At 65.7% G+C, this 15,883-nt stretch carries 17 protein-coding genes; 11 read left to right on the top strand and 6 right to left on the bottom strand.

The features are described 5' to 3' along the window. Window positions 1–8 precede the first annotated feature (8 nt). The 7 genes from VIM61_04215 (at window position 9) to VIM61_04245 (ending at window position 5,364) form a co-directional block, all read left to right on the top strand. A complete protein-coding gene (locus VIM61_04215) occupies window positions 9–395 on the top strand; it encodes a response regulator (protein HEY8899592.1) in 387 nt (128 codons plus the stop codon). Next, a complete protein-coding gene (locus tag VIM61_04220; protein ID HEY8899593.1) occupies window positions 392–1,840 on the top strand; it encodes a SpoIIE family protein phosphatase in 1,449 nt (482 codons plus the stop codon). The genes VIM61_04215 and VIM61_04220 overlap by 4 nt, the downstream gene beginning before the upstream one ends. A 13-nt stretch (window positions 1,841–1,853) precedes the next feature. Next, entirely contained in the window at window positions 1,854–2,273 is a 420-nt protein-coding gene (locus VIM61_04225) for an ATP-binding protein (GenBank protein HEY8899594.1), read from the top strand. After that, window positions 2,270–3,457: an MFS transporter gene (locus tag VIM61_04230; protein ID HEY8899595.1), complete on the top strand. Its 1,188-nt coding sequence runs from the start codon at window positions 2,270–2,272 to the stop codon at window positions 3,455–3,457. The genes VIM61_04225 and VIM61_04230 overlap by 4 nt, the downstream gene beginning before the upstream one ends. A gap of 13 nt (window positions 3,458–3,470) precedes the next feature. After that, the gene (locus tag VIM61_04235; GenBank protein HEY8899596.1) at window positions 3,471–3,806 is read left to right on the top strand and encodes an STAS domain-containing protein; all 336 of its coding nucleotides are present in this window, start codon (window positions 3,471–3,473) and stop codon (window positions 3,804–3,806) included. After that, entirely contained in the window at window positions 3,803–4,456 is a 654-nt protein-coding gene (locus VIM61_04240) for a GDSL-type esterase/lipase family protein (GenBank protein ID HEY8899597.1), read from the top strand. The genes VIM61_04235 and VIM61_04240 overlap by 4 nt, the downstream gene beginning before the upstream one ends. Before the next feature lie 71 nt (window positions 4,457–4,527). Next, the gene (locus VIM61_04245; GenBank protein ID HEY8899598.1) at window positions 4,528–5,364 is read left to right on the top strand and encodes a hypothetical protein; all 837 of its coding nucleotides are present in this window, start codon (window positions 4,528–4,530) and stop codon (window positions 5,362–5,364) included. Window positions 5,365–5,379: 15 nt separating this feature from the next. On the opposite strand, the gene VIM61_04250 is transcribed toward VIM61_04245, so the two are convergent. Both VIM61_04250 and VIM61_04255 read right to left on the bottom strand, forming a co-directional pair. Then, window positions 5,380–6,363, bottom strand: a complete 984-nt coding sequence (locus tag VIM61_04250; protein HEY8899599.1) for a small ribosomal subunit Rsm22 family protein — start codon at window positions 6,361–6,363, stop codon at window positions 5,380–5,382. Continuing rightward, window positions 6,353–6,808 (bottom strand): cupin domain-containing protein, encoded by a 456-nt coding sequence (locus VIM61_04255; protein ID HEY8899600.1) that lies wholly within the window; start codon window positions 6,806–6,808, stop codon window positions 6,353–6,355. Before VIM61_04255 ends, VIM61_04250 begins: the two co-directional genes overlap by 11 nt. Window positions 6,809–7,041: 233 nt before the next feature. Between VIM61_04255 and VIM61_04260 the strand changes: the two genes are divergently transcribed. Beyond that, complete coding sequence (locus VIM61_04260; GenBank protein ID HEY8899601.1) at window positions 7,042–7,386, top strand: RNA-binding protein; 345 nt, start codon at window positions 7,042–7,044, stop codon at window positions 7,384–7,386. A 66-nt stretch (window positions 7,387–7,452) separates the two neighbouring features. On the opposite strand, the gene rapA is transcribed toward VIM61_04260, so the two are convergent. Together rapA and VIM61_04270 are read right to left on the bottom strand one after the other, a co-directional pair. Next, window positions 7,453–10,245, bottom strand: coding sequence for an RNA polymerase-associated protein RapA (rapA, locus tag VIM61_04265; protein HEY8899602.1), 2,793 nt, complete (start codon window positions 10,243–10,245; stop codon window positions 7,453–7,455). 51 nt (window positions 10,246–10,296) lie between these two features. Next, entirely contained in the window at window positions 10,297–11,307 is a 1,011-nt protein-coding gene (locus VIM61_04270) for a hypothetical protein (GenBank protein HEY8899603.1), read from the bottom strand. A gap of 105 nt (window positions 11,308–11,412) precedes the next feature. On the opposite strand from VIM61_04270, the gene VIM61_04275 reads away from it, so the two are divergent. Then, complete coding sequence (locus tag VIM61_04275) at window positions 11,413–11,703, top strand: putative quinol monooxygenase (protein ID HEY8899604.1); 291 nt, start codon at window positions 11,413–11,415, stop codon at window positions 11,701–11,703. A gap of 51 nt (window positions 11,704–11,754) precedes the next feature. Here the strand turns inward: VIM61_04275 and VIM61_04280 are convergent, their stop codons facing one another. Together VIM61_04280 and VIM61_04285 are read right to left on the bottom strand one after the other, a co-directional pair. Next, a complete protein-coding gene (locus VIM61_04280) occupies window positions 11,755–12,870 on the bottom strand; it encodes a formylglycine-generating enzyme family protein (protein HEY8899605.1) in 1,116 nt (371 codons plus the stop codon). Then, a complete protein-coding gene (locus VIM61_04285; GenBank protein ID HEY8899606.1) occupies window positions 12,867–14,438 on the bottom strand; it encodes a hypothetical protein in 1,572 nt (523 codons plus the stop codon). The genes VIM61_04280 and VIM61_04285 overlap by 4 nt, the downstream gene beginning before the upstream one ends. 140 nt (window positions 14,439–14,578) lie before the next feature. On the opposite strand from VIM61_04285, the gene VIM61_04290 reads away from it, so the two are divergent. Both VIM61_04290 and VIM61_04295 read left to right on the top strand, forming a co-directional pair. Further along, entirely contained in the window at window positions 14,579–14,932 is a 354-nt protein-coding gene (locus tag VIM61_04290; protein HEY8899607.1) for a metalloregulator ArsR/SmtB family transcription factor, read from the top strand. Further along, window positions 14,929–15,882 (top strand): SRPBCC family protein, encoded by a 954-nt coding sequence (locus VIM61_04295; GenBank protein HEY8899608.1) that lies wholly within the window; start codon window positions 14,929–14,931, stop codon window positions 15,880–15,882. Before VIM61_04290 ends, VIM61_04295 begins: the two co-directional genes overlap by 4 nt. Window position 15,883: the final 1 nt, after the last annotated feature.

Genomic DNA, 15,883 nt, shown 5'->3' on the forward strand with positions numbered 1-15,883 from the left:
CCAATCCCATGAAGATCCTTCTCGTCGAAGACAACGAAATGAACCGCGACATGCTCTCGCGCCGCCTCGCGCGCAAGGGCTACGAAGTCGTCATTGCGGAGGACGGCGGCAAGGGCGTGGAACTCGCCGGCAGCGCCGCTCCCGACCTCATTCTCATGGACATGAGCCTCCCGGTCATCGACGGCTGGGAAGCCACCCGGCAGGTGAAGGCCAACGCCGCCACCGCCGAGATTCCCGTGATCGCGCTCACTGCGCATGCCATGGCCGGCGACCGCGAGCAGGCCCTCGGCGCCGGCTGCGACGACTACGACACGAAGCCGATCGAGCTTCCTCGCCTGCTCGAAAAGATCGTCGCCCAGCTCGCCCGCGTCGGCAAAACGCCCCCCTCGGCATGAGCGAGACTCCCCTCGCCCGGGTGCGCCACGACCTCCGCACCCCGATCAATCACATTCTCGGCTACAGCGAACTCGCCGCCGAGGAACTCGCCGACGAAGGCGTGAAGACCGGCGTCGAGGATCTCGCAAAGATCCGAACCGCGGCCGAGGCGCTGCTCGCCATGATCGATGAGAACCTGTCCGAGGAGGGATTCGCCGCCCTCCGCGACGGGGAAAGCGCGTCCACCGCCACCGCGTCGGCCGGGGTGACCCACAAGTCCGCGACCGCCGCGCCGCCGCCGGAGGATTTCTCCGAAGTGGCGATCAAGGGGCGCATCCTTGTGGTCGACGACAACCGGGAGAATCGCGAGACGCTTGCCCGCCGCCTCCAACGCCAGGGGCACGCCACCACGCTCGCTGCCGACGGCGTCGAAGCGCTGGAAATCGCGCGCCGCGAGCCGTTCGACCTCGTTCTGCTCGACGTCCTGATGCCCGTCATGGATGGCTACGCCACTCTCGAGGCACTCAAGGCTGACGACGCGCTGCGCCACATTCCCGTCATCATGATATCCGCCCTCGACGAGATCGACAGCGTCGTCCATTGCATCGAGCACGGCGCGGAGGATTACCTCGCAAAGCCTTTCAATCCCACCCTTCTGCGCGCCCGCATCGGCGCCAGCCTCGAGAAAAAGGCCCTCCGCGATCAGGAGCAGCGCTACCTCGGCGAGATCGAAAAGACCCAGCGCCACCTCAAGGCCGAGCTCGCCGAGGCCGCGAAATACGTGCGGTCCATCTTCCCCGCGCCGACGAAGGAGCCATTCGCGATCGACTGGTGCTACGCGCCATCGATGGAGCTCGGCGGCGACGCCTTCGGCTTCCACTGGATCGACGACGAACACATGGCCGTCTACCTGCTCGACGTGTGCGGACACGGCGTCGGCGCCTCGTTGCTCTCGGTCTCGGCCATCAATGTCCTGCGCTCCGGCTCGCTGCCCGACACGAACTTCCGCGATCCCGGCGACGTGCTCGCCGCGCTCAACGAAGCCTTCCCGATGGAGCAGCAGAACAACATGTATTTCACCATCTGGTATGGCGTCTATCATCGCCCCACGCGCCTGCTCCGCCACGCCAGCGGCGGCCATCCGCCCTCGCTGCTCATCTCCCCCACCGGCGAAATGTCCGAGCTCCGCGCGCCCGGCATGCTCATCGGCGTGATGCCCGAGGTGAAATACGCCAGTGAGTCCCTCCCGATCGCGCCCGGCAGCCACCTGCTCGTGCTCTGCGACGGCACCTACGAGATCAAGCGCCCCGACGGCACGATGATCGAGTTCGACGACTTCAAGGACTTCATGCGCAAACACGGCACCCAGCCCGACGGCCTCGACCGCCTGCTCGACTGGGTGCACGACCTCCGGGGCGGCGGCGCCCTGGAGGACGACTTCTCCATCCTGCGCATCGCCTTCTGACCCTCCTCCACGCATGCCCGGCCTCACCCTGGAAATTGGCAACGACTTCTCCGCCCTGCGCCCCGCCAGCGGGGCCCTGCGGGAATTTCTTACCGAACGCGGCGCGCCCGAGGCCGCATCCTTTCTCGCCGATCTCGTGCTCGAGGAACTCGTCACGAACACGATCAAATACGGCTACGACGACGCCGGCGCGCATTGCATCCACGTGGACGTCGACTTCGCCGCCGGCCGGCTCGGCATCGCCGTGCGGGACGACGGCCGCCCGTTCGATCCGCTCGACCGACCCGCTCCCGACGTCACCCTTCCTGCCGACCAGCGCGATATCGGCGGCCTCGGCCTGCACCTCGTGCGGCAGATGACCGATTCGCTCACCTACGAACGCCGCGACGGCTGGAATATCGTCCGCGCCGAGAAGGATTTCCCGTCCGCTTGAGTCCGCACCGCTGGCTCGTCCGCTGCTGCCACCTGGGCATGTTCATCCAGGCGCTGGTGATCAACGTCACCCCGCTGCTGTTCGTGCCGCTGCGCGAGGAATTCGGCCTCAGCTTCGAGCAGATCGGTCGCCTCGTGCTCATCAACTTCCTCACGCAAATGCTCGTCGACCTCGCCTGCAGCGCCTGGGCCGACCGAGTCTCGACAAGGCTCCTCATCGTCAGCGCAAACCTTCTCGCCGCCCTCGGCCTGTGGGTCTTCGCCCTCGCTCCCGGCTGGCTCGCCACGCCCTACGATGGCCTCCTGCTCGGCACCATCATCTTCTCCGCCGGTTGCGGCCTGCTCGAAGTCTTGCTCAGCCCGATCATCAACGCCGTGCCTTCCGAGCGTAAAAGCGGCGCCATGGCCGTGCTCCATGCCTTCTATCCGATCGGGAAAGTCGCCGTCATCGTCGTCACCGGCGGCCTTCTCTACCTCACCGGCGCCGCGAGCTGGCGCGCGATCCTCATCGGCTGGTCGATCTTCCCGCTGGTCAACACCGTGGGCTTTCTCCTCGTGCGCATCCCGCCGCTCGGCCACGAAGACTCCCCGCAAACCCTCCGCGCCCTGTTCCGCGAGTCCGACTACTTCCTCCTTCTCCTCTCGATCGCCCTCGCCGGTGCCACCGAGGTCACCGTGGCGCAGTGGACGTCCGCCTTCCTCGAGAAAGGCCTCGGTTTCTCGAAACTCGTCGCCGATCTCGTCGGCTTCGCCCTCTTCGGCGTGGGTATGATCGCCGGCCGCCTGTGGTTCGGTCTCCGCGGGGAGCACGGCAACCTCCGCCGCACCATGCTCGTCGGCGCCGGCATCTCGGCCGCCGCCTACGTGCTCATGGCCGTCTCGCCGTGGCCCGTCCTTGCCCTCATCGCCTGCGCGAGCTCCGGTTTCTTCGTCAGCATGCTCTGGCCCGGCACGCTCTCGCTTTCCGCCGCCCGCTTTCCCCTCGCCGGCGCCGCGATGTTCGCCATCCTCGCCGCCGCAGGTGACGCTGGCGCCGCCCTCATGCCCTGGAGCGTCGGCGTGATTGCAGATGTCACGAACCTCCGCGTCGGCCTGCTCGTCGCCGCCCTCGGCCCGCTCCTCATGCTGCCGGTTTTATGGCGCCTGCGGCCGAAAGCGGCATTGCCCGCGCAAGCCTCCGCGTGATAAGGCCAACAGCATGAAAATCGAAGAGCGCCGCGAAGGTCCGGTCGTCATTTTGTCCATCGAAGGCCGCCTCGATCACGCCGGCGCCGAGATTTTCGACGAACGCGTCAGCCGGCACATCGCGGAAGGCGATCGCGCCTTTGTCGTCGACTTCCACGGCGTCGATTTCGTCGCCAGCATGGGCCTCCGCGCCCTCATCAAGCCGTATCAAATCCTCGCCCCGCAGGGCGGCAAGATCGTCGTCACCCACCTCGGCGAATCCGTCCGCAACGTCTTCCGGCTCGCCGGCATCGAGCAGGCCATTCCCATCTACGATTCCGTGGAGGCCGCCGTCGCCGCGATTTCATGAAAGCGCTCCGCGCCGCTCTCATTTTCCTCTCCGCCATTCTCTCCACCCGCGCCGGTGAGGTAAAGGTCGCCTGCGTCGGCGACAGCATCACCCAGGGCGTCGGCGTGGCCAACCCCGGCCGCGACAGCTACCCGGCGCAACTGGGCAAACTTCTCGGCAAGCCCTACCGCGTCGAAAACTTCGGCTATTCCGGCGCCACGCTGCTCAAGGACGGCAACAATCCCTACTGGAGGACCGCCGCCTTCCGCGACGCCACGAAGTTCCTGCCCAGCATCGTCGTCATCGCCCTCGGCACAAATGACTCGAAGCCCCAGAACTGGGACGGCCGCGAGGAGACCTTCCTCCAGGACTACAAAGCTCTCATCGCGCATTTCCGCAAGCTCCGGTCGAAGCCCAGAATCTTCCTCTGCCTGCCCCCGCCCTCTTTCCAAAGCCGCACTGACGACATTCGCGAGCCCATCCTCAAGCGCCAGCGCCTCATGCTCTCCAGCTTCGCCGAAAAGGAACGCCTCCCCCTGATCAATTTTTATTCTCCGCTGAAATCGCATCCCGAATGGCTTCCTGATGGCGTCCATCCGAACGGAGCCGGCGCCAAGGCCCTCGCAGACGCCGTTTCACTAAGAATAAAATCCTGGAGTGACCAACATTGAGCGCTCCCTAATTGCATCCTTGCAAATTCCTGACAGTTTCATACTCTCGCGGAATGAAAACCATTTGCTCCTTGGTAATCGCTTTCTTCACCGCCGTCACACTGCCCGGACACGCGGCCTCCCTCACCACCACTTTCGTAACCGGCGGTCACATCGCCGACGAAGGCATGATGTTCGACGTCATTGCGGTTCGCGCCATGACGATCACCGGCATTCAGATTGCCTTCGAAGAAGCCCCGTTGACTTCGGTTCTCGACATCTACACGAAGCCGAATTCCTTCGTTGGCAGTGAAACCGTAGCTGCGGACTGGACTTTGAATACCACCGTCGGAGCCCTCACGGTATCGGCCGTCGATACGCCGTCCCCACTGGTGAATCTGGCCACCCCCGTGGCCTTGGCGGCGGGCGAGCGTCGTGCGTTTTACTATGTGCGGGACGCGGGCGCCGGTCCCAATATTTCTGCGACCGCTGGAACCGCCATCGGGAACGTCGCCGCGTCCGATGGAAATTTGCTGATCCTGGAGGGGTCCGAAATTGACGGGGTTTTCACCGCAATCGGTGGCGCGAACATCATTCCCGACATCACGATCCACTACACGCTGACGGATACCGCCGCACCCACCATCACTCTCATCGGTAAACAAAAGGTCTTCAGCACCTCCGCCCGCACCGTCCTTTTCGGAATCGCCGAGGATGATGTCGCCGTGGCCTCCGTCACCGCCAAGTTCAAGAAAGTCCTGCCTAACGGTAGCCGACGCACCGTCACGAAGACGCTCACTCCCCTCTCCAACGGTCTCTTCAAGCTCTCTCTGAAATCCCAGCCCGGCCGCACGAACGTGAAGTTCACGGCGGTCGACACCTCTGGCAAGGTTTCGGCAACCACGACCGCGATCGTGATCGGCAGCTGATTTCCCCAGCCAATCCTACAGAGCGTCCGCGAGGCGCCCCCCGCAAACGCGATCCGGTCGTCCCGGATCGCGTTTCCATTGGAAGACACCATCGGCGCCCTTCTTCGTAATTTGCCGGTAAAGCTCCGGCGCGTCCCGTTTTTGCAGCGTGCGCTCGTTCAAGCCTTCCCTCCCGCAACAGAGCAGCTTGCAGTGCGCCTTCAGCTCCCGCGGATGCCCGATCAGCCGTTCCGCATCCTCCACCAGAGCGGGAATCTCCCGTCGCGACGCAGCGACGAAACTGTAGGGCAGGCTGCGCAGGTCGATCTCGACGCGGGTCGAAACCTCGCGCCAGAACGGCGATTGGAAGACCTCCGTCGGAGGCTTCGCGAAGAAGTGACACCAGTGCCGCTCGTTCTCTGGCTCGAGCATCGGGCACGCCAGCTGATGCGTGCAGGGCGTGGCGAACCGATGCCCCGCCGCCCGCAGGACCTCCCGCGCCTCGCCAAGGCGACGGCTCACGTCGCGCGCCCCCGGCTCGACCCAGATGATCTCCTCCGCCGTCGCGGCAAACGCGGCCAGCCTGCCCAGCTCGGCGTCATCGAGCTCGCCGGCCACATGGCTGAGCACGAGCAGCGTGCCGGGATCCACCGCATTGCCCTCGGCAGCCGCGCGCACGTTCAGCCCGGCGTCTCGCAGACGCGCGGCGGCAAAATTCATCGCCAGCGGCGACTGGTCGAAAACCTCCACGTCACGAATACCGCTCCAGGCCGCGACCGTTCGCGCCGCGATCCCCGTGCCGCAGCCCCAATCGAGCAGACGCGCCGACTGCGGCCGCCACTTCGCGCGGTCCAGACTCCCAAGCACTCCGTCCCATTTCCAGCCGATGCGCGGGGCGAACGCCGCGTCGTAGAGTTCGAGATCGCGCGCCGTCCAATACTCCTCGCTCGCGTCGGTGAGGAATCGATCCCGCAGCGTCCGCAGCCGCTGCCAGTCGCCAGCGTGGAACTTAGTTTGCACCCGCGGGGGGCTCCGCCTTCACGGTGAAAGGCTTGTCCTTCTCGCCGGTCACGAACATCACCAGCGTCACTGGCTCCGTGCCGACATTGCGCCCGTTATGCAGCACGTCGACGGATTCCGCCAGCGCCTGCCCGGCCGAAAGCTTCTCGACCTTGCCGCCCTCCATCTCGACGACCAGATTGCCCGAGAGGATGTAGCCGTAGCAGGGAAACGGATGCCGATGCCAACCGGTCTCCGCACCCGGCGGGATCACCACGCGCACCGCCGTCACTTGGGCATCGTCGACCTTCGGATAAACGATCGGCTGCCCTGCGGACGTCGTCATCGTCTTGAGCAGCGGCGTGACCTGGATCACCGGCCGATAGCCAGCGGCCACCTCCGGAGCCGGATCACCCCGCAAACTTCCCGCCGCCAGAACTGCCAACGCCACAACCAGTCTCTTCATGCGCGAGCAGTAACATCCCGACCGCCGAACGACGAGCGTTTGCATGCCAGCGAACTCTGGGCATCCATGATTTCCATTGCACATTGGCGAATACCTGATCAGGTGGCGTCGCAGTGCAGAGCCCCTTTTGGGCGTAGGTAGATAGCTAGTAGTGTTTGCAGAGTGGCCCCGGCCATGACCCTTCCTGTGGCGACTCGTATCCGATTAACGGAATCCGCGGCGAAGACTCGATCATGCAAAAGAACACCACAACTATGGGCAGCAAACTCTACGTCGGAAACCTCTCCTTCAACACCACCGAGAGCGATCTCAAGAGCCTCTTCGCATCCGCAGGCAGCGTGAGCGAAGCCGCGCTCGTCTCCGATCGCGAAACGGGCAACTCCCGGGGCTTCGCCTTCGTCACCATGTCGTCCGACGCGGAAGCGCAGGCGGCGATTTCGCAGTTCAGCGGCAAGGAAGTCGACGGCCGCAGCCTCACCGTCAACGAAGCCCGTCCTCGCGAAGAAGGCGGTCCCCGCAAGAGCTTCGGCGGTGGCGGTAATCGCGGTGGTCGCGACGGCGGTAATCGCCGCTACTAATCACCCGTCGTCACCCGACGACCTGATTTATCCGAACGTCCCGGTTCTCGAACCGGGGCGTTTTTTTTATTCCGCCCGCCAGATCAGCCGCACGGAGTCGAGCCGCAGCGGCGCTTCCTCGATGCGCGCCGCCAGCTCGGCGGCCTGCGTCTCGAGCACCGTGATCTCGTCCTCGCGCACGTGATCGTTCACGCGCTGCAGATCCCGCAGCCGCTCGATTTCATGGCGAAGGAGCGTCTGCATTTTCTCCGTGGCCGTTTGCGCGATCGCCTCGCTGCGCGCAGTGGCATGCTCGCGACTGCGCTCGAGCATGTCGGGCAGGAGCTTCTGCCTGATACGGCGATTGTCGAGGAGCTGGAAAATCGGCCCCGGCTCGAGGTCCGCGGCGTCCGGCGCGATGTCGGCGGAGACATCTTCTCCCCGCGCATCGACGACCACGCGAAACGGCGTCGGCGGCAGAAAGCGGTCGGCATGGAGCTCGGGCGGCGCGACCGGTTCGACGACATAGATCGCCTCGAGAAAAATTCCCGGGTCGCCGCCATCCGTCCACCGGGCAAACGCGCTGTTCCCCTGCTCGCTGCCGAGCAACAGATCGATCGCGCCGGTGAGGATGGGATGGTCCCACGTGAGGAAGCCGATTTCTTCGCGGCTGAGCGCGCGGGCGCGGTCTGCCGTGAGCGTGAGGCCCTCTTCCGGCAGTTCGGGAAAGGCATCCGTCGTGAGATGAGCGGGAATCACGAGCCACGTCCGCGCCGCCAGCTCCTCGACCTGCACGCCGAAGTGATCGAAGATACGCAGCGCAAAGGCATCGAGGGCCGAATCCCGGTCGATGGCCGCGATCTGCGCGACGATCTCCCTCGCCGCCTCCGGCCGGCAGGAATTCATCTGGAGCAGGCGGTCCTGCCCCTGTTCGAGATTCTTCGCAAGCTCCGCGCGAAAGGACCGCGCCTCCTCGAGAAGCGTCTTCGGGATCGAGGACTCGAGCGCCTCGGCGAGCCGGGCGCCGAACTTCGCAACGATCTCGCGGCCTCCCTCGAGCGGCCGCTCGAAGGCCTCCAGCCCCTCGTGATACCAGCGCGCGAGCCCCTCGAGCGGACTGCCCTGCGGAAACGGCACATGGATCGCGATCGTCTCGGTCTGCCCGATGCGGTCGAGGCGGCCGATGCGCTGCTCGAGCAATTCCGGATTCTCCGGCAGGTCGAAGAGCACAAGATGATGCGCGAACTGGAAGTTCCGGCCCTCGCTGCCGATCTCGGAGCAGATGAGCAACTGCGCCCCATCTTCTTCGGCAAACCACGCCGCGTTGCGGTCGCGCTGGAGGAGCGTGAGGTCCTCGTGAAACAGGCCGATCTTCACCTTCACGCGGTCGCGCAGCGCCTTCTCGAGGGCGAGGACCTTTTCCCGGGTGCGACAGATCAGCAGGACCTTCGCCTTTCGCTTCTTCGCGAGAAACGCGATCAGCCACTCGACCCGCGGATCGCCCTTCAGCTTGTAAACCCGCCCCTCGGGATCGCGGTCGGCCGCCCATTCGGCGGCGAGGTCGCCCTCCGCCGCGGGCAACGGCTCGAGAAACGCGCGCCGCCTGGGGAAGCCCTTGATCGCAGCCCGGGTGTTTCGAAACATCACGCGGCCGGTGCCATGCTGATCGAGCAATTCCTCGACGAGTGCGTCGCGCGCGGCGAGGTCACCCGTCTTCACCGCGGCCAGCCGGGCCTCCAGCCGCACGGGGTCGGCCCCGCAGATTTCCCGCAGGACCTTGCCGTCGGCGGCGGTCAGCTTCTTCCCATCGAGCAATCTGGCCGCAATCGCGGCCGGGCGGCGGTAGTCGGCTCGTTCGGCCTGGAATTGCGCAAAGTCGCGGTAGCGATCGGGATCGAGCAAACGCAGCCGGGCGAAATGCCCTTCCGTGCCAAGCTGCTCCGGGGTGGCGGTGAGCAGAATCAGGCCGGACGTCCCACCGGCGATCGCCTCGACGGCGGCGTATTCCGGACTCGCCGCCTCTGGCGTCCATTCGAGATGGTGCGCCTCGTCCACGACGACGAGGTCCCAGCCCGCCTCGGCCGCCTGCCGCGCGCGGCGTTCGTCGGCGGCCAGCAGGGAGATCGGGCACAGGATGAGCTGGTCGTCGAGAAACGGATTCGCGGCGGGATCGCCGGCCTCGATGGCGAGGCACCGCTCCTCGTCGAAGATGCTCACGAGCAGATTGAAGCGGCGCAGCAGCTCGACGAACCATTGATGCACCAGAGGCTCCGGCACGAGCACGAGGATGCGCCTCGCCCGGCCGCTGCGAAACAGCCGGTGCAGCACCAGGCAGGCCTCGATCGTCTTGCCGAGTCCGACCTCGTCGGCGAGCAGCACGCGTGGCAGGGCGCGGGCGGCGACTTCCTGCGCGACGAAAAGCTGGTGCGGGATGAGCTCGATGCGCGCCCCGAGCAGACCGCGCACGGGCGCGTGGCGAATCTGGTGACGACGGCGCAGGGCCTCGAGCCGCAGATCGAACGCGGCATTTTCGTCCGTCTGGCCAGCGAACAACCGGTCCTCGGGCTTCGAAAAGCTCAGCGTGTCGGCGAGGTCGATCTCGGGAACTTCGCGGTCCGCGCCGCGATAGAGCAGCACGCCATCGTCGCGCGTGGCGACGCTCTCGACGACGAGCGACTCGCCGGTGTGCGTCTTGATCGTGTCGCCGGGGCGGAACTCCACGCGTTTGATCGGCGCGGATTCGGTGGCGTATTGGCGCAGCGTGTTGCTCACGCGGAAGAGCAGGAACACGCGACCGGGCGCCACGTCGACCACGACGCCGACGCCCAGCTCGGGCTCGGACTCGTTGATCCAGCGCTGGCCTTTTTGAAAACGACTCATGGCTTTAGGCGATCAGAAATGGAGCGCTTCGCCGAAGCGAAATTGCCCCCATCAACGGGCGGAGGCGGGCACGCATCGATAGGCGGCCACCTCGTCGGAAAGAATGTCCTGCCGCAACGTGAACGCGGAACCGGCGGTGATTTTGAGATCCCACACCTGCGCAGCCTTTCCGGCGGCGGCGTTGAAATCGTGCTCGGGAATGCTGGCCAGGTCATCGTAGCGGTAAAGTCGGTAAGCGACGCCGGGAACGAGCCCCGAGACGGTGACCGTGAGCGTGAGTGGCATCGGCTTCGGCCGGTCGGTGGAATGGCGCGCCATCGCGGGCACCTCGTCATTGCGATTGGTCGCCACGCGCACGGGCAGGGTGTCGCCGTCGCGATCCTTCACGCCGAGGATGGCGATGCCGAAGTTGCGGCCGTAGTCAGGCAGCCGGTAAATCGGCCCGCGCGGATCGTTGGCCTGCGCGCGGTTTCCCGGGAATTTCGCGAACGTCGCGGGGAAGAAATAGCGGAAGTGGCGGGTGCCCCAGAGGCCGTTGTCGGAGAAGGTGACGCGGTCCGTGCCGTGGTAGCGCCGGCTGTGGAGCGGCGCCTGCGAACGGATGCGCGAGACGGGCACGATGTGGTCGTATTGCGGATCGCCGGCCGAGGCGGCGCGGCGGCCGTAGAGTTTGAACTCGTTGTTGTAGACGCCGATGGCGACCGGCCGACCGCGCAGCACCTGTCGCTTTACCCATTGCAAGAACCGGGCCGGCGAAGCCGTGCGGCGGTCGTCCCAGGTCACGGATTTCAGATGCATGCGATCGGCGGCCCGGACGTCGTTCACGCCGAGCAGAAGCTCGCCCCTGTCCTGCGGCGTGCGGCCGATCGCGCAGATGCGGGCGTCGTATTGCGAGAGATACTGGCCGAAATATAGGCCGGCGCTGATGAGCGAAACTTCGCCGCAATAGCCGCCGTTGGCCTCCCATTGCAGGCGCGGCGGGATCGCATTGCGATGCTCTCCGGCCGGGGCGCTCGCGGCGGAAAGGAGCAGGAGGGCGAGAAGACAACGTGGGGCGCTCATGAGGGTCGAACTCAACCTAGTCGAGAGTCTCGTCCGCGACAAAGATTTCGACTCCTCGGGAGCGCCGGCTTGTTCGCGCGCAGGGATTCCCCCACGCTCCGCTCCATGTCCGAACTCCACATTCTTGCCCAGATCACCGCAAAGCCCGGCCGCGAGGCGGATGTCCGCCGCGGCATCGAGTCCCTCGTGGCGCCCACGCTGGCGGAGCCTGGCTGCCGGCAATACGTTCCCTACGAGTCGAACCTGCCGGGGAAATTCTTCGTCGATGAAATCTGGGACAGCCAGGCCGCGCTGGATGCCCACATGCAGACGCCCCACTTCCTGGAAATCGCGGCGCGCTTTCCCGATCTGCTCGACGGTCCGCTGGTGATCGAAGTCCTGACGAAGTTCGACTGACGGCCGCGACCTTCATCACCGGTTCGTAAACCTTCCGATGCCGTTCAACGGCTATCGTGAGGCCGCCGGATCCTTCACGCAGCGGAAGCCGAGGTGGTTCGTGCCCGTGTTTGGGTCGCCCTTGCCGCGGGTGCCGGCGATGTCGCGGGAGCAATATTGGTCCGTGCAGAGGAAGGAGCCGCCTTTCTGCACGCGCTTTGGCTGGCCGGGCTCGCTGGGGTCGAAGGAGCTTTCCGGCCCGGGCGGATTGCGCGCAACCTTCCCGGCGGCCGCGAGCGTGGCGTAGTAATCGGGACGATACCAGTCGCTGGCCCATTCCCAGACATTGCCGGTCATGTCGTAGAGGCCGTAGGCGTTTGGCGGAAACGATTTCACCGGGGAGATCCCGACGAAGCCGTCCTCTCCGATATCCCTGACCGGGAATTTTCCCTGGTAGGTGTTCGCCATGAACTTGCCGCCGGGTTTGAACTCGTCGCCCCAGGCGAAAATCTTGCCCGATAGTCCGCCGCGGTCGGCGAATTCCCATTCCGCTTCGGTCGGCAGGCGCTTGCCAGCCCATTTTGCGTAGGCGACGGCGTCGGAATACGCGATCTGGACGACGGGATCGTTCTCACGGCCCTTGATGCTGCTCTGCGGGCCCTCGGGGTGCCGCCAGTCTGCGCCGTGCACGTAGGTCCACCATTGGAAGTGGTTGTCGAGCGGAACGGGGCCGTCGGTGGGCACGAAAACGACGGAACCCGCGACAAGATTCTCCGGCGGAGCGGTGGGGAATTCCTCCTGCATCGGCGCGATCTCGGCGAGGGTCCGGTAGCCGGTCGCCTCGACGAATTTCGCAAACTGGGCGTTGGTCACCTCGGTCGCATCCATCCAGAAGCCGTCGACCGCAACGCGATGAATCGGCACGGTGTCGACGACGGTGTTCATCGTGCAGCAGGACTCGCCCGTGCTGGCGACGATGCCATCCGCGCCCATGGAAAATTCGCCGCCGGGGATCCACACCATGCCCTCGGGCGCAGGGCCGGGAGGCTTTGCGGAACCTGGAACCGTGGGCTCGAAGGCCCATGTCGCCGGGATGTCAGCCGCCTTTTCCGCGGCGCACGCGCACCCTGCAGCGAAAAGCGCGAGGAGGAGGACGGTGCGGGCGGAGCCCCCCGACGAACGCTTCAAAACTTCAGGCCCGCGCCGACGAAGAGACCCGATTCCGCCATCTGGTAAACGACGCCGGAGCTTTCGTAGTCGAGGTAGTAGTAGCGCCAGCCGGCCTCGGTGAAGAAACTGCGCGTCCAGTTGATGCCGGCCGTGCCGTTGAGGTTCCAGGCAATCTCCGATCCGGCGCCGAAGCCGCCGACGTCGCATTGCGTCGCAAGGTAAAGCCAGCGGGTAATATTGACCTGCGCGCGCACGCCGACAATCGGGTCCACCCACCAGCGGTCGCCACCGCCACCGGTGGGCAGATTCTCCTCGAGTGAGTCGGAGATGGCCTTCGCGAGCTGCTTCTTCGCCTCGGCGACCTTTCCGCCGAGTCTCGATGTATCGAGAGAAATGGCGCCGAGCTGCCGGCGGGCGGCGGCCAGCTGCGAGCGGGACGTCGCGACCAGCTGGCGCGCGTTCTCCCGCTGCCGGCGCACGTTTTCGGCCTTGCTCCGGAGGGTCTCGGCCAGCACTTGCTCCGCGGCGGCAAGCCGCTGCCGGGCGGTGTCGACAAGCTGCCGACGGAGACGTTGCTCGACCTGCACCTTCGCCACGGCGATGCGCTGCTCGGCCTCGGCCTGCACGAGGCGAACGAATTCGCCGCGATCGGGGCTCATGATCCGCTCGAGCGCCCGGTCCTTGAGGAGTTTTCGCGCCGCGCGCGGCACGTCGGCCCATTTCGCGACGAGCCGCGATCCGAGCTCCTGCCCGATGGCGGTCACGGCCAGGTCGCGCAGACCGTCCAGCCGCGCGGCGCCCGCGGCAACCTGCTGCTGGAGGTTCGCGGTCAATTCCGTCTGCCTCGCCTGGAGCTGCGCGATCTGCGCCTGCGAGCCGTTGCGAATCGCCGTGCGGATCTGCTGGTCGAGCGCGACGAGTTGCGCCGAAACGGCGGTTCGAGCCTGCGCCACGCCCGCGCTGACCTGCCCGGCCAGCTGGGCCGCGCGGGGCTCGACCGCCGTGCGGACGCGATCGCCCAGTCTTTCGAAAATGAGGTCGGTGGATTTCTCGCCGACCTGGGCGATGCCGGCCGAGTCCCTGGCGAGGGCGACATTCAGGCCGAGGTAATTGTAGCGCGCTCCGGCGTAGAGCTCGACGAACCCGCGCCGATCCTCCCACAGGCGGTAGGCGAGCGCGAGCTGCGCGAGGCCTTGCTCTACGCCGACGGTTGCGTTCGTGTAGAGCGGCCCGGGGGTGCCCTTGTCCGTCTGCAAATCGACGAAAAATCCGTCGCTGAGCAGTCCCCACCGGCCGTAGCGCACCTCGGCCTTCGCAAAGACGGCCCACTTCAGCATGCGCAGCACCGAGATCGTGTCGATGTCGAGATGCACCGGCGCGATGCCGTACAGTCCGACGTCACCATTCAGGCCCGGTGTCCATCCATAGGGCTCGATCGCGAAGGACCATTTTTTCTCGGTGTTCGACGGAATCGAAACCGACTTCGCGAGGGCCTCGCTCTTGAAGTCAGCAACCGGCGCGGACGTCTGCGCCAGGCTCGAAGCCACGAGGACAAGGAAGGCGAAGCTGAACGCGCGAACGATCATGGATGGCGGATGCGAATCGAAAGATCCGCAGGACGTATCGCATCGCCCGCTCCAAGGGAAGCCCGGCCACGGGGAATCACCATTGACGGGTCAGCGTCGATGCCTTATTTAACCATTCAGTTAATTACAATCTCCTTTCCATGGAAGACACCCTGAGCCTGACCTTCTCCGCGCTGGCGGACCCCACGCGCCGGGCCATGCTTGCCCGACTCTCGCAGAGCGCAGCCAGCATCTCGGACCTCGGCCGTCCATTCCTGAAGCGGATGAGTCTTCCGGCGATCACCAAGCACGTGAAGGTCCTCGAGAAGGCCGGGCTCATTACGAAGACCCGCGACGCCCAGTGGCGGCCGTGCATGCTGAATCCCGAGGCACTCCGTCCCGTCGACGAGTGGATGGAGCCCTATCGCATGCTCTGGGAGGAGCGGTTCGATCGCCTCGACACGTATTTGAAGACCGTCACCGCCACCCCACCTCCAAAGGATCCCGCACCATGACCACCCCCGCCCCATCGAACGAACTGAAGCTCATCCGCGTTTACGACGCCCCCGTGCGGCTCGTCTGGGATGCGTGGACCGACCCGGCGCAGGTCGCGCAGTGGTGGGGTCCGCGAGGATTCACCATCACGACGCACAGCAAGGACCTCCGCCCCGGCGGGCACTGGGCCTACACGATGCACGGGCCGGACGGCACGGACTACGAGAACAAGACGCTCTACCACGAGGTCGAGGAATGCGCGAAGCTCGTCTACGACCACGGCGGCAACGACGACCGGCCGCCGCTCTTCCGGGTGACCGTATTCTTCCGCGAGACGGCCGGGAAGACGACGATGGACTTCACCATGGCGCTGGCGACGCCGGAGGCTGCCGCGGAAACTGCGAAATTCATCAGGAAAGCCGGCGGCAACACGACCTGGGATCGCCTCGCGGAGTATCTCGCGAAGGCGGAAGGTGGCGTGGAGAAGTTCGTCATCAATCGCACGTTCGACGCGCCGCTCGAGGTGATGTTCGCAATGTGGACCGATCCCGCCCACGTCGCGCGGTGGCTGCCGCCGCAGGGTTTCACGATGGAATTCCTCGAGGCCGACATCCGCCCGGGCGGCCGCTCGTTCTACCGCATGACGAACGGCCAGATCACGATGTATGGGCGTGCCGAATACCGGGAAATCCGCCCGCCCGACCGCTTCGTCTACACGCAGCAATTCAGCGACGAGCACGGTGGCGTGTCGCGCCACCCCATGGCGCCGATGTGGCCCGAAACGATGCTCACGACGGTGACCTTTGCTGCCGAGGATGCCAGCCGGACGCGCGTGACGGTGACGTGGGAGCCCTTCGGCCCCGCGACCGCCGAGGAAATCGCCGTCTTCGCCAGCGCCCGGGACGGCATGACGATAGGCTGGACCGGCTCCTTCGACAAACTGGAGGACTGTCTCGCGGCGGCGAGTTGAC

The sequence above is a fragment of the Chthoniobacterales bacterium genome (assembly GCA_036569045.1).
GTDB lineage: Bacteria > Verrucomicrobiota > Verrucomicrobiia > Chthoniobacterales > JAATET01 > JAATET01.

Bases quoted from the DNA above. Each gene is read 5' to 3' on its own strand.
- VIM61_04215 (HEY8899592.1), top strand. From the start codon at position 9: ATGAAGATCCTTCTCGTCGAAGACAACGAAATGAACCGCGACATGCTC.
- VIM61_04220 (HEY8899593.1), top strand. From the start codon at position 392: ATGAGCGAGACTCCCCTCGCCCGGGTGCGCCACGACCTCCGCACCCCG.
- VIM61_04225 (HEY8899594.1), top strand. From the start codon at position 1,854: ATGCCCGGCCTCACCCTGGAAATTGGCAACGACTTCTCCGCCCTGCGC.
- VIM61_04235 (HEY8899596.1), top strand. From the start codon at position 3,471: ATGAAAATCGAAGAGCGCCGCGAAGGTCCGGTCGTCATTTTGTCCATC.
- VIM61_04240 (HEY8899597.1), top strand. From the start codon at position 3,803: ATGAAAGCGCTCCGCGCCGCTCTCATTTTCCTCTCCGCCATTCTCTCC.
- VIM61_04255 (HEY8899600.1), bottom strand. From the start codon at position 6,808: ATGAAGAGACTGGTTGTGGCGTTGGCAGTTCTGGCGGCGGGAAGTTTG.
- VIM61_04260 (HEY8899601.1), top strand. From the start codon at position 7,042: ATGCAAAAGAACACCACAACTATGGGCAGCAAACTCTACGTCGGAAAC.
- rapA (HEY8899602.1), bottom strand. From the start codon at position 10,245: ATGAGTCGTTTTCAAAAAGGCCAGCGCTGGATCAACGAGTCCGAGCCC.
- VIM61_04270 (HEY8899603.1), bottom strand. From the start codon at position 11,307: ATGAGCGCCCCACGTTGTCTTCTCGCCCTCCTGCTCCTTTCCGCCGCG.
- VIM61_04275 (HEY8899604.1), top strand. From the start codon at position 11,413: ATGTCCGAACTCCACATTCTTGCCCAGATCACCGCAAAGCCCGGCCGC.
- VIM61_04285 (HEY8899606.1), bottom strand. From the start codon at position 14,438: ATGATCGTTCGCGCGTTCAGCTTCGCCTTCCTTGTCCTCGTGGCTTCG.
- VIM61_04290 (HEY8899607.1), top strand. From the start codon at position 14,579: ATGGAAGACACCCTGAGCCTGACCTTCTCCGCGCTGGCGGACCCCACG.
- VIM61_04295 (HEY8899608.1), top strand. From the start codon at position 14,929: ATGACCACCCCCGCCCCATCGAACGAACTGAAGCTCATCCGCGTTTAC.